Genomic DNA, 16,062 nt, shown 5'->3' on the forward strand with positions numbered 1-16,062 from the left:
AAAACACGTCCGCAATAATCCAATCATTCTAAACCATGGATTTCAATGCTTCACGGATAAGTTGCTCACTGGTCATCCCCGGTTTAGCAACTTGAGACACGACTTTAGCCGCTTGAGGTGCTTTGTAGCCTAGAGAGAGCAGAGCACTTACCGCTTCGTCTTCTGCTCCTTGCTCTTGTGAATTAGGCAGAGAATCCATTGGTGCAGCATCAGTTGCAGGCGTAAACAGATCTCCTGCCCCCCAACCTTTCAAACGGTCTTTCATTTCGACAACCAGACGCTCAGCGGTCTTCTTGCCGACGCCTGGGAGCTTAACCAAAGTTGAAATATCTTCTCTCTCAACACAAGAAACAAATTGAGATGCCGTCATACCAGACAGGATACCCAAGCCCATTTTAGGTCCCACCCCATTTGCTTTAATCACTTCACGGAACAATGCTCGTTCGCTAACAGTATTAAAACCGTAAAGAAGCTGTGCATCTTCTCTGACAACAAAGTGAGTATAAATGATGGCTTCTTCACCAATGTTTGGTAGTTCATAGAAACAACTCATCGGCATTTGCACTTCATAACCGATGCCGCCAACTTCAATTAATAGTTCTGGTGGTTGCTTTTCTATAAGAGTGCCACGAAGACGTCCAATCACTTGAGATTCCTTTGGTTGGGAAATTTGTAATGGGAAAGATGATAATAAATAACTGGATATATAGCCAGTAAAAGATAGGTAAGGAACATATCACACTCTCTTTAGTGTCAATGAGAGTTCAAACCTTATCGGTAGCGCCCTTTTCTGGCCCCTGTCGCTTTGCCAGCCAGAGCTATCAGGGTTTTATTGGTATTGGCGTGGCAAATCGCAACCCCCAATGCATCAGCTGCGTCCGCTTGTGGTTTGGCAGGTAACTTCAACATTTGTTGAACCATATGCTGAACTTGGGACTTATCTGCGCCACCCGTACCGACAACCGCTTGTTTGATTAGACGTGCGGCATACTCGTAAACCGGAAGGTCTGCGTTTACCGCTGCGACAATAGCACTGCCTCTCGCCTGCCCTAACTTAAGTGCAGAGTCAGCGTTCTTCGCCATAAACACTTGCTCAATAGCAAACACATCCGGCTGAAACTGGGTAATGATTTCGGTAACACCTGCATAGATTTGCTTTAGGCGCGTGGGAAGATCTTTCTCGGAGGTGCGAATACAGCCACTGCCTAAGTAATAAAGGTGTCTGCCTTGTTGTTTGATCACGCCATAGCCCGTTATACGAGAGCCGGGGTCAATCCCTAAAATAATCGACATTCAGTGCCATTTAAAATTTGAAGAACACAAAAAAGAATCTAGAAAACGAAAATAGTCTAGATAAAGAAAGTGGGCTTACGCCCACAATCTCTAATGAATTACTTACGACGCCAAGTTGTACCCGCTGGGCCATCTTCTAAAACGATGCCCATCTCGTTAAGCTTGTCGCGAGCTAAATCCGCATTTGCCCAATCTTTCGCAGCGCGAGAGTCATTACGTAACTTAATCAAAGCTTCAATTTCTGCCGCTTCATCGTCGTCACCTTGACCACCTTTTAGGAAAGCTTCTGGGTCTTGGTACAAAATACCAATCACATCTGCAAGTTCCCGCATCAATGCCCCAAGAGCACTCGCGTTGGCCATATCTTCATTCTTAAGGCGGTTCACTTCACGAGCCATATCAAACAGCACTGAATAAGCTTCAGGTGTGTTGAAGTCATCATTCATCGCAGCAGTAAAGCGGCTAACATACTCTTCACCACCAGCCGCTGCCGCGTTCATGTCTAAACCACGAAGTGACGTGTATAAACGCTCAAGAGAAGCACGCGATTGGTTTAGGTTCTCTTCGCTGTAGTTCAGTTGGCTACGGTAATGACCAGACATCAAGAAATAGCGTACGGTTTCTTGGTCGTAGTGGTTCAATACATCACGAATGGTAAAGAAGTTACCTAGTGATTTAGACATTTTCTCTCTGTCTACCATCACCATGCCACTGTGCATCCACGTATTCACGTACTGAGTACCGTGCGCACAGCAAGATTGTGCAATTTCATTTTCATGGTGCGGGAACATTAGGTCTGAGCCACCACCGTGAATATCGAAGTGATTACCTAATATTGAAGAGTTCATCGCTGAACACTCAATATGCCAACCTGGACGACCCGGTCCCCATGGAGATTCCCAAGTCGGTTCTCCCGGCTTAGACATTTTCCAAAGAACAAAGTCTAATGGACTACGTTTTGCTGTTTCGATATCTACACGAGCGCCTGCTTGCAGTTGATCTAAGTCTTGGCGAGACAATTTACCGTATTCATCATACTTGCTAACTTCGAACATAACGTCGCCGTTATCAGCAACATATGCAAAACCACGCTCAATTAAACGTTCAACCAGCTCGATGATTTCTTGGATATAAGCCGTTGCACGCGGTTCAATGTCAGGACGCTTGATGTTTAGCGCATCAAAATCGGTGTACATTTCTTGAATCAAGCGTTCAGTTAGTGAATCACATGACTCTTGGTTTTCAGACGCACGCTTGATGATTTTGTCATCAATGTCAGTGATGTTTCGAACGAATGTTAAATCATAGCCCAAGTAGCGAAGGTAACGTGCAACCACATCAAATGAAACGAACGTACGGCCATGTCCGATATGACAAAGATCATATATGGTCACTCCACAGACATACATGCCGACTTTACCAGCAGTAATGGGTTTAAATTCCTCTTTCTGTTTTGTTAGTGAGTTATATATTTTCAGCATGATCTCTATCTAATTACCGTTAAAACCAAAATAGTGGTGCAGTATAACAACTCTGTTATCGCTAGGTCATCCATTTGATGTTTTGAATGAGCAAAAAGTTAAGCTAAGATTAGGGTCTGTTAGCCTGTTGAGGTTAATTTTCATTCAAAATTGCCTTCACAGGTCTTAGATACTCAAACAAAACAAGCAAAGGTAAAGCACATGATCACCCTTCATACAAACTTTGGTGACATTAAAGTTCAGCTGAATACAGAGCAAGCACCAGAAACTAGCGCAAACTTTTTACAGTACTGCCGCGACGGTTTCTACGACAACACTTTGTTCCACCGTGTTATCGACGGCTTCATGATCCAAGGTGGCGGTATGACTTCTGGTCTACGTGAAAAAGAGACTCGCGCACCTATCCGTAACGAAGCAAACAACGGCCTAAGCAACAAAGTGGGCACTCTTGCAATGGCTCGTACTATGGAACCACACTCTGCAAGTTCTCAATTCTTCATCAACGTAAACAACAACACATTCCTAGACTTCCGTTCAGAAAGCCTAGATGGTTGGGGTTACTGTGTTTTTGCAGAAGTTGTAGAAGGCATGGATATCGTAAACAAGATCAAAGGCGTTAGCACTGGCTCTTACGGTATGCACCAAGACGTACCACTAGAAGATGTTGTCATCACTGGCACAACTATCGAAGAGTAATCTTTAAAGTGGGGCGCTTAATGCGCTCCACTGTTTGCAACTCAACATAAAATACTCTTCCTATGCATACATTATTTATTTCAGACCTCCACCTCACTCCTAAGCGCCCAGATATTACCGATTGTTTTATCTCTTTTATGCGTGAAGATGCCATTAAGGCAGATGCACTCTATGTACTAGGCGATCTTTTCGATTTTTGGATTGGGGATGATGATCCGACCAACTTTGCAGAGCAGATTAAAAGCGAATTTAAAACACTGGTTAGCAAAGGCATTCCCGTATTTTTCTCACATGGCAACCGTGATTTTCTGGTTGGAAAAAGATTTGCTAAACAAACAGGTGTCACACTGCTCGACGAAGAACAGGTAATCAATCTCTACGGTGAAAACGTCGTGGTACTTCATGGCGATACATTGTGTACCGAAGACGTGCGCTATTTAGCATTCAGAGAGAAAGTACATAAACCGTGGTTACAGTGGTTTTTCAATCGCCTACCTTTCTTCATCAAAACCCGAATAGTAAGAAAGATCCAATCTGATACCAGCAGCGATAAAAGCAACAAATCTATGTCTATTATGGATGTGACACCGAGCGAAGTTTTAGCTGTGATGGAAAAGCATCAGGTAAACACCATGATTCACGGACATACCCATCGTCCAAACATCCATAAAATTTCGTCGTCAGGTGAAGAAAAGACTCGCATTGTTTTAGGTGATTGGTATACACAAGGCTCTATACTTGTTTATTCAGACCATGGATATGAACTGCAAAACAAAACATTTGCATCGTGAAATTGGCGACCAATGTCGCAGAGGGATATGAGGATGTGCACAATAAATCGAGTTTATATTGATATAATTGGCACACCAAAAATGGAGTTAGGGTAAAGCCTTGAAGTACTCATATATCGCTAGACAGCCTATATTAGATGGCGACCGAAAAACTTTCGGTTATGAACTGCTATTTAGAGACGGTCCTAAGAATACGTTTCCAGAAATTGATCCCGATAAAGCAACCAGCACGTTGCTTTCGGATCATTTCCTTTCGACCCACTATCAGACTCTGGGAAATCATGTCGGCTTTGTAAACTTCCCTTATCAGAGCCTAATAAACCTAGTACCTACCCTCTTTCCGTCAGACAGTTTGGTTGTTGAAGTTCTAGAAGATTGTGAGCCAACCTCAGAGCTTTTAGAAGCGATTAAAAAGATAGCTACGCAAGGTTATAGAATCGCACTGGATGATTTTGTACCAAGCAAAGAATGGCAGCCGTTTTTACCCTATGTCTCTTTCATCAAATTTGATATTCGAATCGTTCCTATTGCAAAAGCGGGTGTCTTCATCAGCAAACTTAAAGGTTCAAGAATTAAGTTTTTGGCCGAAAAAGTTGAAACCTATGACGAATTTGAGCAAGCGAAAAAGGCTGGGTTTGACTATTTCCAGGGTTATTTCTTTAGTAAACCAGAGCTCATTCAACGTAAAGCTTTACAGCCAACATTTTTAACCATAGTTCAGTTGTGTAAAGAGATAGCGAAAGACGAGATTGACTACAAAGAATTGGAGTCTTTGATAGCCAGAGATCTTTCTCTTTCCTATAAGCTGCTCACTTTTGTTAATTCTTCAGCTATCGTTAGCTCTAAGATACAGTCTTTCAAGCAAGCGCTGGTGTATTTAGGTGAACAGCGACTAAGGCAATTTATTTCGCTTGTAGCCATTGCTTCGACTGACAGCTCTAAACCTAACTATCTCTATGGCCTTTCCATTCAACGCGCTCGCTTTTGCCAGTTAGCATGGAGCAAAAGCAGACAAAGTAGTGATGCAGATCTTGCATTCCTTACAGGCATGTTTTCGTTACTCGACTGTCTGTTAGATCAGCCTCTAGAAAGTATCGTAGAGCTGATTCCCATTGACGAAGCAGTGAAACTTGCATTAACTCAAGGTAAAGGCGCATTAGGCCAGATCTTATCACTGTCAAAAGCTTATGAGCATGCAGATTGGGATCAGGTGTCAGAACTGGCCAAAAGTTTAGAGCTCAGCGATGAGGTGTTAAGTCAGAGCTATGATGAAGCACTTCAATGGAGCGCTGATCTTCTACAAGTCGATATCTAGACTTTTAATCTATACATCCCTAAACTTGGCCTCAATTTGAGGCCATTTTCATCCCTATCATCTTATGAACAACTGCTATTGCGGTAACGCAAAACCTTATTCAGAATGCTGCCAGCCTATTCACACTGACCATGCCCAAGCACATACGCCAGAGCAATTGATGAGAGCTCGCTATAGCGCTCATGTGCTCGGCTTAGTAGATTTCGTTGTGAATACATATCACCCTTCTTGCAATGCTGAAAACGACCGTGCCGCGATTGCAGATTCCATCAAGAGTGACTGGTGCAGATTAGAGGTTATCAATAGTGCAAATGGGACAACGGCCAACGAAGGCTTCGTCCATTTTAAAGCCTATTTGACGGACCAAGGTAAAGAGCTGTGTTTAGAAGAACGTTCGCGTTTTGTCCGTGAAGATGGTTTGTGGTTTTATATTGATGGCGAGTTTCCTACCTCTTCTGAAGATAAGAAAATCGGCCGTAACGATCCATGCCTATGTGGCAGTGGTAAGAAGTTTAAAAAGTGCTGTGGCTAAATCTACTACCCTCTATTTACAAGTACTAAGTTAATGAATAGCGACAAAAGCAAACGCCAGTCTAAAGACTGGCGTTTTGGAATTTATTCTTGATCGATCATCCAACGGCGGAAAGCTTTACGCTCTTCGGTTGATGATTGTAGATATATAACTTGAAGCTTTTGAACATTAGTCCCCTGCACATCACCTAAATTATCGGAGAGGTCTGACAGGTCTGCTACTACTTGATTGGAAACAAGTAATCCATTTTTCTTATTGTAAGCAGTTACAAGTGCTGGAACATCAGCATATGGGAAGAAGTTTGAAATAGGTGGCAACAGCGCCTGCTCTGATTGAACAGAATTACCATCTACTTCAATTTCGAAGAGCGGCAGCGACTTTTCGCCAGCGTTTGAAACATCTTTATACTTATTTGAAATCAAAGAAACATGTACATCAGAACTTATTTTTTCTAAGTATATTACATACGGTTTTGAGGAATAGTATTCGGAACTAGGTCCATTAGACAGCTTCCCTGCAAAGTCAGCTGAAAGCTGTAAACTTCCATAATCAAAAGTATAGTGACCATCATCATCAGGTTTAACACTAGACCCGTTTATAGTGTGTACAGTTATACCTTTGTCAACACTTAAAGTAGCAGCTTGAGACAGCCAAGGGCTGGTTATAAAAGCAACCAACAATAACTTTTTAATCATACTTACCATTACCTTTTAAAAGAAAAGCCAGTGCAATTTTGCACTGGCTTTAAATTCTCAAACTCTCTCAAATTAGAAAGTTAGGTATAGACCTGCTGCCATAAAGTCCATTTCTTGCTTAGCTGCAACATCAGAACCACTTAGTTCAGCTGCGTTGTATTCAGCAAATGCAGTTAGGTTTGCCATTACAGCGTATTCAACACCAACGTACCAGTTTTTGATATCTGCATCTAAGTTAGCACCGCTAGTAGTCTTATCAGCCATGATAGTTTGGTAAGCACCGTAAACTTTATAATCGCTGAAAGAGTAAGATGCTGCTAGAGCTGCAGTGTTACCATCGTGGTCGCCAAGATCGTAAGAAGTATCACCACCTTCAACGTTCACATCGCCTTGACCTTCATACTGAGAGTATGTAGCTGCAACGTATAGACCATTTGCTTCATAAGCTACAGAAGTACCTACTGCGTTGCGATTGTACGTTACTGCATCTTCGTCAGCTTGTTGGTATGCTAAACCGATGGTGAAATCGCCAATTGAGTAATCTGCGCCAACTGCCCAGTCATTACCTTTGTTAGCATCTTTAGTAGTTTGGTAGTCAGCAGATAGGTATAGGTTGTCTGCTACTGTGATTTCGTAACGAATACCGTGACCATCTGACTCAGTTGAGTTGTAAACTAGGTCAGTATCAGCGCCTTCATTTGTTAGCTCAGCTTTTTCAAGAAGAGCGTAAGAGCTACCAGTTTCACCGATTTTAACTTTACCAAAAGCACCTTTAAAACCAACAAAAGCATCATCAACGCTAGTTGTAGAACCATTGTCACCTTCGATTTCGAAAGAACCAAACGCTGTTACCGCATCAGAAAGTTTATGGTCGATGTCGAATTGAACGTTAGCCCAAGCAGAAAGTGCACCATCTGTATTTTTGTAATTTGCGCCACCAGACTTAACTGATAGGTCTTTGTATAGCGCGTCAATTTCACCTGAAATGTTTACTGCTGTCGCGTCGTTTTCATATAGGTTAGCTGCGTTTACAGAACCTGCTGCTGCAAGAACTGCTAGTGCTAATAGAGTCTTTTTCATAGTAATCCACTGCCTTTTCTTAAATGTGGGAAATCCTTATCCGGTTCCCTTTTATTTTTGATGGTAGTGACCAACTCTTCGGTTAGTTCCTACCGCCACTAAATTTCGAGGTTTAGATTGCAAAAGAATATCCTGCGTGTCAAATACTCTAAATCGCTCGCATAAAAATAAATAAATACCATAAAATTCATGATGTTAACCTAAAAAACGTACATTTATCGAACAGGATGTATTGAAATATTCATAAAAATGTAAACGTTTCACAAACAATCAATTCAGAACAAAACTCTGAAAGACAATTAAAAAAACCAATCAATCAGGATTAAATAAACTTATGAGCAATATTGTTAAGTTTTATATTTTTTATTTTGTGAATTAAATTTAAGTTCCTGAAGGTTCAGTTTTTTTTTGTGAAGGAGATCTATATTCCTTTCAAAATGATGCAAATTCGTGAGCTACGTAGGATTTGCAAACTGTGTTAACATGCGATTCCCGTCACGCAGGGCTCGTTATGCTTACAAAAAAAATCCAACAATCGATCCGAAGTAGTTACCAAAACCTACAAAATCAGCTCGATAATTTCGTTCCTCGCCGAGCGCAAAACTTTCTTGTTGCAGAAATTGCAAAAACATTGTGTGGCAACCATCACAAATCAACTCGAATGATGGTAGCTGAAGCTGGCACCGGAATTGGTAAGTCGCTCGCCTACTTAATGGGAGTGATTCCTGTCGCTGTGTCCAATAATCGTAAAGTCGTCATATCAACCGCTACCGTTGCGTTACAAGAACAGCTTGTTCACAAAGATTTGCCTTTATATAGACGAATCACTGATCAGAGTTTTACTTTTATTATTGCTAAAGGTCGCCAACGCTATTGTTGTGCTGAAAAGTTGGCTTCGGCTTCTGGTGCAGATGGTGCTCAACTCGCAATGTTTGAAACTAAGCCCAAGGCGGCTGACATCAAAATGTTAGAAACCATGTACGAGGCTTTCGGTAAAGGGAAATGGGACGGGGACAGAGATTCCTGGCCTAAAACGATCAGCGATGAAATCTGGAATTCCATCGTCAGCGACAAACACAGCTGTAATGGCAGCTTTCCAGCACACAGACACTGTCCATTCCAAAAAGCGCGCTCAGAATTAGATAAAGCGGATGTAATTATTGCAAACCACAGTTTAGTAATGGCAGACGCGGATTTGGGAGGTGGTATCATACTGCCAGAGCCCGAAAATACGATTTACATCTTTGACGAAGCACACCATCTTCCCCACGTAGCTAGGGATCACGCTTCAGCTGCAACCTCACTAAAAGGTGCTGCCTCCTGGCTTGAAAGCCTGAATCGCTCTTTGACCAAATTGAGCAATCTCGCTGACGCAAAACGCGCGTCTCGCTTTTTAGATGAAGCGCAAACTGCGATTCAAGAGTTGATTCCCGGATTAAGCCAGCTTACCCAGCGCTTCGACCCTGCGTCTTTTGAAGACAACATTTATCGCTTTGAGCACGGTGACTTACCTCAATGGTTGGAAGAGGAATCAAAACATCTAAAACGCCAGAGCCAAAAAGCCAACCAAAGTGTTGCGAAAATTGCGGATTTGATTGCAGAGAAAGTAAAGGAAGGAGAACTGGCTTCTCGCCTAGCTGAACCAGCGCTGACTGAGCTGGGTTTCTATATTCAACGTTTAGAGAATTTATACCAAGTATGGAATTTAATGGCGGAACCTAAACGAGAAAAAGGCGCTCCGCTTGCTCGTTGGTTACAGACCCATACAGAACGCGAAGGTGATTTTACCATTCACGTTTCACCTTTAGAGATCGGTTGGCAGCTAGATCAACAAATTTGGAGCCGTTGTATCGGTGCTATTCTGGTATCCGCGACATTACGGGCTCTCAACTCTTTCAGCTTTTTCTGCCGCCAAGCAGGTATCAGTGAAAAACCTGAAGATGGTGTTCAATTTCTCTCATTAGCATCACCGTTTAACTATATAGAACAGGGGGAGCTGTTGGTTCCTACAATGAAACTTGAACCACCAGCGAAAGATTTTACTCCTTATCTCGCCGATAAAGTAAAACAGTATCTTGTTGCTGATAAAGCCAACCTTGTTCTGTTTGCTTCTTATTGGCAAATGAAAGAAGTCGCGGAAAAACTATCGCAACTTATTGCCCAAAAGGGGTGGACGCTGCAGATACAAGGTGAAAAATCTCGCGGTGAAATTCTAAAAAAACATAAAATGCTCGTGCAGTGCGGAAAAACAAGCGTGCTATTTGGTACTGGAAGTTTTTCAGAAGGATTAGACTTACCGGGTGACTTATTAGAAAACCTGATTATTACCAAGATACCGTTTGCTGTTCCAACTTCACCTGTTGAGCAAGCGCATGCGGAGTATATTGAGCATCGTGGCGGCAATCCGTTTTTACAAATATCAGTACCAGAGGCAAGTAAAAAGCTGATTCAGTCAGTGGGACGTTTGCTGCGTAAAGAGAAGGATTCTGGTAGAGTCGTGATACTTGATCGCAGAGTGGTATCAAAACGATACGGAAAGGCGTTGTTAGACTCCCTTCCCCCGTTTAAACGAACCATCGAGTATTAAAGGACGCCGTAATTCGCTTACTGCCTAACTGCAACCCATAGTGTGGGTATATCTTTCCCTATTTATCACCTTAAAAAAGAATTCAGGATCGTATTTTTGATTGAATTAGTCGAACCAACCATGTTGGTCGTGTTGGCTTTAGTGGCTTTTATCGCTGGGTTTATCGACGCTGTTGCGGGCGGTGGTGGCATGTTAACTGTCCCCACATTGCTTTCTCTAGGGCTTCCCCCGCATATTGCACTGGGTACCAATAAACTAGCAGCGACTTTTGCGTCTTCCACCGCTGCGCTTACTTATTACCGAAAGAAGCTTTTTAAGCCAAAGTACTGGCTACGTGCTTTTGTTATGACCCTAATCGGCGCCACTGTGGGTACGCTTGTCGTTGATGCCATCAGCACCGACTGGTTACAAAAAGTGCTTCCGTTAATCATTCTTGCCGCTGCAATTTATACAGTTTGGCACAAAGCGCCGACAACGGTACAAAATGAAATGCCCGCCGGATGTAAGAAATTCAATACTAAGCAATATCTCCAAGGTTTTGGCTTAGGATTTTACGATGGCCTAGCAGGCCCAGGAACAGGGGCATTCTGGACAGTGAGTTCAATGGCACTTTATCGCTTAAACATACTATTGGCATCAGGCTTAGCCAAAGCAATGAATTTCACCAGCAACCTGACATCCTTGATCACCTTCGCGATTTTAGGTCATATTGATTGGGTACTCGGTTTAACCATGGGTGTGTGTTTAATGGCAGGCGCTTTTGTTGGTGCGCATTCTGCCATTCGCTTTGGTGCTAAATTTATTCGGCCTGTATTTGTCACCGTAGTCAGTATACTTGCGGTAAAACTTGCTTATGATGCTTGGTTCGTGACGCTATGAAAGACTTATCCAGATTAAATCCCCTCATCGAAGAGCTAAAATCAAATGCGGCACTCATAGACCGTACTCGAGGTGAGCACTATCGCCCTCTGTTTGATGACACTTTGTTTCACTGTCACGGTAAGCTGTTGACTCCGTGTGTTATTGAAACAGAGAGCACACTGAATGCAATTCTCCGCGAGCAAAATGCAGGTAAGCTAACTCAACTTCGAGCGGAATATCTTACCGAGCGCCTTCTTGCGCAAATTAGTGCAATTCAGCGTGAAATGTCGACCCAAGCGATTCGCAAAAAAGAACCAAAACATTTCAGAGATACAAGAAAGCCAATCAGCGACTTATATCAAGATTTAGCACAACACCAAGACTGGGAACGTAGACTGATGCTCCTTGTTCAAGATAAGCAAGCTGCCGTTGAAAGCGCATTTGGAAACAATAAGACAACCGCTCAGCAAGCACTGCTCGCAGCGGAACAGAGGCTTCAACGCTGCCAGGAAGCAAAAACAAAAATTGAAAAACAGATTACCTTTCGAGAGAAGAATCAATAAATGAACGACAGCCACTCCTCTTTAGAAAATGCACCAGATGAAATCAAGCTTGCCGTTGATCTTATTTACCTTCTGGAATCCAATAACGTTGACACTGAAGTTGTTCTCGCAGCGCTAGAAATCGTAAAGTCCGATTTTCAAGCTAAACTAGAAAAGGAAAAGAGCGCTTAATTAGCGCTCTTTTTTTATTACAATTAATCACTTAGAAGCAATTAGCTTACTTTAAACTGATTCACCAGTGCTTGCTGCTGTTTTGAGAGCGAGCTGATTTCTGCACCCACAGCTTCAGATTCTCCGGCCTGCTCTAGTATTTGAGCGCTCAAATCCCGAATATTCGCTACGTTTTGGTTCACTTCAGCGGACACCGTTTGTTGTTCTTCTGCCGCTTTCACAATCTGAGAGTTCATATCGTTAATGGCTGAGATGGCATCAAAAATTTTGTTTAACTCAGCTACCGCTTGCTGTACATGAGACGCCGTTCCATTCGCTAAGCTATTGCCTTCTTGGATAGCGTTCACCACATCGCTGGTGCCTTTTTCAACTTTCTCGATGACCGTTCGGATTTCACCAACCGACGTCTGAGTGCGACTAGCAAGATTACGAACTTCATCTGCAACCACTGCAAAGCCTCTTCCTTGTTCACCAGCACGAGCCGCCTCAATTGCAGCATTGAGTGCCAATAAATTCGTCTGTTCTGAAATGCCTTCAATCACTTCAAGAATATCGGTGATGTTGACGTTGTTACGCGCCAGTTCCTCAACAATAGGCACAGCGCGGTTCATGGTATCGACCAAGTTGAGCATCTCTGCTTCCGAAGTTTTAATCACTTCTTGACCGATACGGGCAGACTCATTCGCTTGTTCTGCCGCGTGTACAGCATTTTCGGCGTTGTGGACGACTAAACTTGCGGTCTGCGTCATCTCTTCAGAGGCAGTCGCAACAAGGTCAACTTCTTTAAACTGCGCTTCACTGCTACGTCTTGTCTCACCAGCAGTGATCTTTGCTTGCTCAGTGGTGTCCGCAACAGAATGAGTAGTTTCAATGACTTGCCTAATGGTTGATTGAAGCTTATCGAGGAATTTGTTAAACCCGTGAGCTAATTGACCAATTTCATCTTGCGATTGCACATCGAGTCGTTGCGTTAAGTCACCTTCTCCGTCTGCAATATCATTTAAACGCACCACAACTTCACGAATGGGTTTAACGATACGAGACGCCGTATACGCGATAACAGATAACCCAATTACCGAGAACAACAAACCTGCGAATAACTCGACTTTAACACCACTCTCTACTTGTGCAGTAATGACAGTATTGAGCTGATCAGCGTCTTTTAGAACACTGCTTCGAGGCATTTCAAATATAACGCCCCAAGTTTGATTGGCAACAGTAATCGGAGCAAACACCGTCATCCATTGCCCGTCTTCACTCCATAATGATTCGACTTTCTTGCCAGACAAAAGACTTGAGACCTTGTCTTTAGAAATGCTTGAACCAGCAAATGGTTGTCCTATAGTCAGAGCTTGATCATCACTGGCGATGAGTGTTCCGTCCAAACTAATAATGAAAATTTTGCCTTCACCATTAAATAAACTGCTGTCTGAATCTTTTGCGATAACTAATAAAGGATCTAGCTTTAGGTCAATTCCGTAAAAACCAATCACTTCCTCATCAACGACGATGGGCACTGATATCGAAGTGGCTAAAAACTGCTCGGTTCCTTGATTAATTAATCGTGGAGAAGTGACACATGCATTGCCGTCATTGATCGGGCATGCAAAACGCTCGCTATTTGTCGCCTCCGACAATTGTTTCTCAGTTAAAACTTCATTGACGGCATTCTGACCATCATCTGCTGATCGCCAATATGGAGCAAAGCGTCCGATATCGTTGGAACCTACATAATCGGCATTCACATAATTGCTGTCTTCAGAATCGAGAGCATTAGGTTTGAAGACCAGATAAGCACCTTCGATAGTTGGAAAATCTAGCACTGATTTGCGAACCATTTCGTTCAGAGCAGTCCTCAGTGCTTCGCTTTCACCAAAATTGTCTTCCGAGTTTTTCTTTAGGAATAAGGCGTTCGAAGAGAGCATTTCTGCACGATAAATCGCTTCACTGAGATATTCAGATACTTCAGTAGAATTTAACTGTGCGCGAGTTTTAAGTAACTGTTGAGACTTGTTGATAACGGATTCAGCGCTCTGATTTTTAATCACCTGCTGATTCGTCACAGCATTGTAAACCGAGAACCCGATAAGAGATAACGAGGTTACCAGCAGGCAAAAACCTGCCAACAGTGTAATTTTCCACTGAACTGATAGTGTTCGCATACAACATCCTTATGCTAGCGTTTAAACTCATATATTCGAATGAGATAACTCGAAATTAGACCACAATCTATCGATATATCAATACAAATCTGACATAAAACCCACCATTTTCGGACACAATCAGTTTGAGCGAGTTCTTCAGTTTGTTCTGTTCGAGCTAAGTGGTAACATCAATCTCGTTCGTTGTTACCTGTTTATGTAATCAATTCAATTGGTAACGACTTAATAAACATAAAATTCAAGGACTAACCAATGAAAGTTATCAGCTTTAACATCAATGGGTTACGAGCAAGGCTTCACCAACTCAAAGCACTGATTGATAAACATCAGCCTGATGTTATCGGCTTACAAGAAATCAAAGTTCATGATGAAGCCTTTCCTATTGAAGATGTCGAAGCCATGGGCTACCACGTCTATTTTCACGGCCAAAAGGCACACTACGGCGTAGCCATGCTGTGCAAGAAAGAACCGATTGAAGTTAAGAAAGGCTTTCCTACCGACAACGAAGATCATCAAAAACGTATGATCATGGCGACATTCTTGGATGATAACGGCGAAAAGGTTACTGTTCTTAACGGCTACTTCCCACAAGGCGACAACATTACACATGAAGTTAAGTACCCTTACAAACGCCAGTTTTATAAAGATTTAATGACGTATTTAACTGAACACCACAGTAATGAAGAACAACTGATTGTTATGGGCGACATCAACATCAGCCCTATCGATTCAGATATCGGCATTGGCGAAGTAAACCGCAAGCGTTGGCTAAAAACAGGTAAATGTTCATTCCAACCAGAAGAACGTGAGTGGCTAAAAACACTCACTGATTGGGGCTTTGAAGATACCTTCCGCAAACTTCACCCTAGCGTTGAAGATAAGTTCTCGTGGTTTGATTATCGTTCTCGTGGCTTTGACGACAACCGCGGTCTGCGTATTGATGTCATATTAGCTACGCCGTCTCTAGCTCAAAAATGCGTCGAGGCGGATATCGACTATGAACTTCGCGGTATCGACAAACCTTCTGATCACGCCCCTATCTGGTCGGTGTTCAAGTAGTTGTCCCGATTCCATATCAGCCCAATTATGACAAAGCCCCGATTCTGGGGCTTTGTTTATTTCATGCTTAATCCACGGATAGACTTGTCTTAATCGTTAGCTAAGTGGGCGCAAATAGCGCAAGAAACGTTTTTCAGCGCCTTTAAAACACCAAAGTACAATGAACGTTAAGCTCATATAGAACAAACCAGCAGTCAGGAATGATTCAAATGGAGCGTAATAGCGTGAGTTGACCAAGCGAGCAGCACCCGTTAAATCCATAATGGTAACGATACCGGCCACTGCGCTGCCATGAATCATAAAAATCACTTCGTTACTGTATGCAGGCAACGCACGACGAAGTGCACTTGGCAGAATAATACGGCGATAAGTTTGGAATACACTCATACCATAGGCTTTCGCCGCTTCAACTTCACCTTTTGGTAAGCCATTAATTGCACCACGCACAATCTCTGCAGTGTAAGCTGAAGTATTGAGAATGAACGCCACCAACGCACAGAACCAAGCATTTTCCCAAAGTGTTCCTTTAACAGGGAAGAACTGATCCATACCGTAGTAAATCAAATACAACTGAACCAGTAATGGCGTACCACGGAAGAAATAGATGTAACCCCAAGAAGGCAAATTCAGTACATAGTTTTTACTGTTACGTGCGATAGCTAAAGGAATCGCGATACAAATACCAATGATCAGAGATAAAGATACTAACCATACTGTTGTCCATAAGCCTTGAAAGTAAATTGGAAGGCTTTCAATAATCAATGAAAAGTCCATAT

Annotated in this window: 16 protein-coding genes; 9 read left to right on the top strand and 7 right to left on the bottom strand. The window is 42.6% G+C overall.

The window, feature by feature from the left end:
- Positions 1–28: 28 nt before the first annotated feature.
- The 3 genes from ruvA to cysS all read right to left on the bottom strand — a co-directional run bounded on the left by ruvA (position 29) and on the right by cysS (position 2,774).
- A complete protein-coding gene (gene ruvA, locus HUO09_RS11540) occupies positions 29–646 on the bottom strand; it encodes a Holliday junction branch migration protein RuvA (protein ID WP_188234073.1) in 618 nt (205 codons plus the stop codon).
- Positions 647–771: 125 nt separating this feature from the next.
- Positions 772–1,293, bottom strand: a complete 522-nt coding sequence (gene ruvC, locus HUO09_RS11545; protein WP_042486630.1) for a crossover junction endodeoxyribonuclease RuvC — start codon at positions 1,291–1,293, stop codon at positions 772–774.
- 98 nt (positions 1,294–1,391) lie between these two features.
- A complete protein-coding gene (gene cysS, locus HUO09_RS11550; RefSeq protein ID WP_167411047.1) occupies positions 1,392–2,774 on the bottom strand; it encodes a cysteine--tRNA ligase in 1,383 nt (460 codons plus the stop codon).
- Positions 2,775–2,975: 201 nt separating this feature from the next.
- Here cysS and HUO09_RS11555 point away from each other — a divergent pair, with 201 nt between their 5' ends.
- The 4 genes from HUO09_RS11555 (at position 2,976) to HUO09_RS11570 (ending at position 6,108) form a co-directional block, all read left to right on the top strand.
- Entirely contained in the window at positions 2,976–3,470 is a 495-nt protein-coding gene (locus HUO09_RS11555; RefSeq protein ID WP_167411048.1) for a peptidylprolyl isomerase, read from the top strand.
- Between the two features lie 62 nt (positions 3,471–3,532).
- Entirely contained in the window at positions 3,533–4,261 is a 729-nt protein-coding gene (gene lpxH / locus HUO09_RS11560) for a UDP-2,3-diacylglucosamine diphosphatase (RefSeq protein ID WP_188234074.1), read from the top strand.
- A 100-nt stretch (positions 4,262–4,361) separates the two neighbouring features.
- Positions 4,362–5,576 carry an EAL and HDOD domain-containing protein gene (locus tag HUO09_RS11565; protein ID WP_188234075.1) on the top strand — a complete coding sequence of 405 codons (1,215 nt, stop codon included), beginning with the start codon at positions 4,362–4,364 and terminating at the stop codon, positions 5,574–5,576.
- Positions 5,577–5,640: 64 nt separating this feature from the next.
- Positions 5,641–6,108 carry a YchJ family protein gene (locus HUO09_RS11570; protein WP_188234076.1) on the top strand — a complete coding sequence of 156 codons (468 nt, stop codon included), beginning with the start codon at positions 5,641–5,643 and terminating at the stop codon, positions 6,106–6,108.
- Between the two features lie 83 nt (positions 6,109–6,191).
- Here the strand turns inward: HUO09_RS11570 and HUO09_RS11575 are convergent, their stop codons facing one another.
- The gene (locus HUO09_RS11575) at positions 6,192–6,803 is read right to left on the bottom strand and encodes a DUF2057 family protein (protein WP_188234077.1); all 612 of its coding nucleotides are present in this window, start codon (positions 6,801–6,803) and stop codon (positions 6,192–6,194) included.
- Positions 6,804–6,875: 72 nt separating this feature from the next.
- Entirely contained in the window at positions 6,876–7,883 is a 1,008-nt protein-coding gene (locus tag HUO09_RS11580; protein WP_188234078.1) for a porin, read from the bottom strand.
- Positions 7,884–8,394: 511 nt separating this feature from the next.
- On the opposite strand from HUO09_RS11580, the gene dinG reads away from it, so the two are divergent.
- The 4 genes from dinG to rsmS all read left to right on the top strand — a co-directional run bounded on the left by dinG (position 8,395) and on the right by rsmS (position 12,065).
- Entirely contained in the window at positions 8,395–10,470 is a 2,076-nt protein-coding gene (gene dinG, locus HUO09_RS11585) for an ATP-dependent DNA helicase DinG (protein WP_188234079.1), read from the top strand.
- Positions 10,471–10,569: 99 nt separating this feature from the next.
- A complete protein-coding gene (locus HUO09_RS11590; RefSeq protein WP_188234160.1) occupies positions 10,570–11,349 on the top strand; it encodes a TSUP family transporter in 780 nt (259 codons plus the stop codon).
- A complete protein-coding gene (locus tag HUO09_RS11595) occupies positions 11,346–11,894 on the top strand; it encodes a primosomal replication protein (RefSeq protein ID WP_167411054.1) in 549 nt (182 codons plus the stop codon). Before HUO09_RS11590 ends, HUO09_RS11595 begins: the two co-directional genes overlap by 4 nt.
- Complete coding sequence (gene rsmS, locus HUO09_RS11600; protein WP_167411055.1) at positions 11,895–12,065, top strand: pleiotropic regulatory protein RsmS; 171 nt, start codon at positions 11,895–11,897, stop codon at positions 12,063–12,065.
- A gap of 41 nt (positions 12,066–12,106) precedes the next feature.
- Here the strand turns inward: rsmS and HUO09_RS11605 are convergent, their stop codons facing one another.
- Entirely contained in the window at positions 12,107–14,227 is a 2,121-nt protein-coding gene (locus HUO09_RS11605) for a methyl-accepting chemotaxis protein (protein ID WP_167411056.1), read from the bottom strand.
- Positions 14,228–14,479: 252 nt separating this feature from the next.
- Between HUO09_RS11605 and xthA the strand changes: the two genes are divergently transcribed.
- Positions 14,480–15,286: an exodeoxyribonuclease III gene (gene xthA, locus HUO09_RS11610; protein WP_188234080.1), complete on the top strand. Its 807-nt coding sequence runs from the start codon at positions 14,480–14,482 to the stop codon at positions 15,284–15,286.
- A 96-nt stretch (positions 15,287–15,382) separates the two neighbouring features.
- On the opposite strand, the gene HUO09_RS11615 is transcribed toward xthA, so the two are convergent.
- Positions 15,383–16,060 carry an ABC transporter permease gene (locus HUO09_RS11615; protein ID WP_167411058.1) on the bottom strand — a complete coding sequence of 226 codons (678 nt, stop codon included), beginning with the start codon at positions 16,058–16,060 and terminating at the stop codon, positions 15,383–15,385.
- Between the last annotated feature and the right edge of the window lie 2 nt (positions 16,061–16,062).

Origin of the sequence: Vibrio sp. Y2-5 (assembly GCF_014596725.1) — a bacterium.
GTDB lineage: Bacteria > Pseudomonadota > Gammaproteobacteria > Enterobacterales > Vibrionaceae > Vibrio.

Coding starts and splice junctions, on each gene's coding strand:
- ruvC (WP_042486630.1), bottom strand. CDS start 1,293: ATGTCGATTATTTTAGGGATTGACCCCGGCTCTCGTATAACGGGCTAT.
- cysS (WP_167411047.1), bottom strand. CDS start 2,774: ATGCTGAAAATATATAACTCACTAACAAAACAGAAAGAGGAATTTAAA.
- HUO09_RS11555 (WP_167411048.1), top strand. CDS start 2,976: ATGATCACCCTTCATACAAACTTTGGTGACATTAAAGTTCAGCTGAAT.
- lpxH (WP_188234074.1), top strand. CDS start 3,533: ATGCATACATTATTTATTTCAGACCTCCACCTCACTCCTAAGCGCCCA.
- HUO09_RS11570 (WP_188234076.1), top strand. CDS start 5,641: ATGAACAACTGCTATTGCGGTAACGCAAAACCTTATTCAGAATGCTGC.
- HUO09_RS11575 (WP_188234077.1), bottom strand. CDS start 6,803: ATGATTAAAAAGTTATTGTTGGTTGCTTTTATAACCAGCCCTTGGCTG.
- HUO09_RS11580 (WP_188234078.1), bottom strand. CDS start 7,883: ATGAAAAAGACTCTATTAGCACTAGCAGTTCTTGCAGCAGCAGGTTCT.
- dinG (WP_188234079.1), top strand. CDS start 8,395: ATGCTTACAAAAAAAATCCAACAATCGATCCGAAGTAGTTACCAAAAC.
- HUO09_RS11595 (WP_167411054.1), top strand. CDS start 11,346: ATGAAAGACTTATCCAGATTAAATCCCCTCATCGAAGAGCTAAAATCA.
- rsmS (WP_167411055.1), top strand. CDS start 11,895: ATGAACGACAGCCACTCCTCTTTAGAAAATGCACCAGATGAAATCAAG.
- HUO09_RS11605 (WP_167411056.1), bottom strand. CDS start 14,227: ATGCGAACACTATCAGTTCAGTGGAAAATTACACTGTTGGCAGGTTTT.
- xthA (WP_188234080.1), top strand. CDS start 14,480: ATGAAAGTTATCAGCTTTAACATCAATGGGTTACGAGCAAGGCTTCAC.
- HUO09_RS11615 (WP_167411058.1), bottom strand. CDS start 16,060: ATGGACTTTTCATTGATTATTGAAAGCCTTCCAATTTACTTTCAAGGC.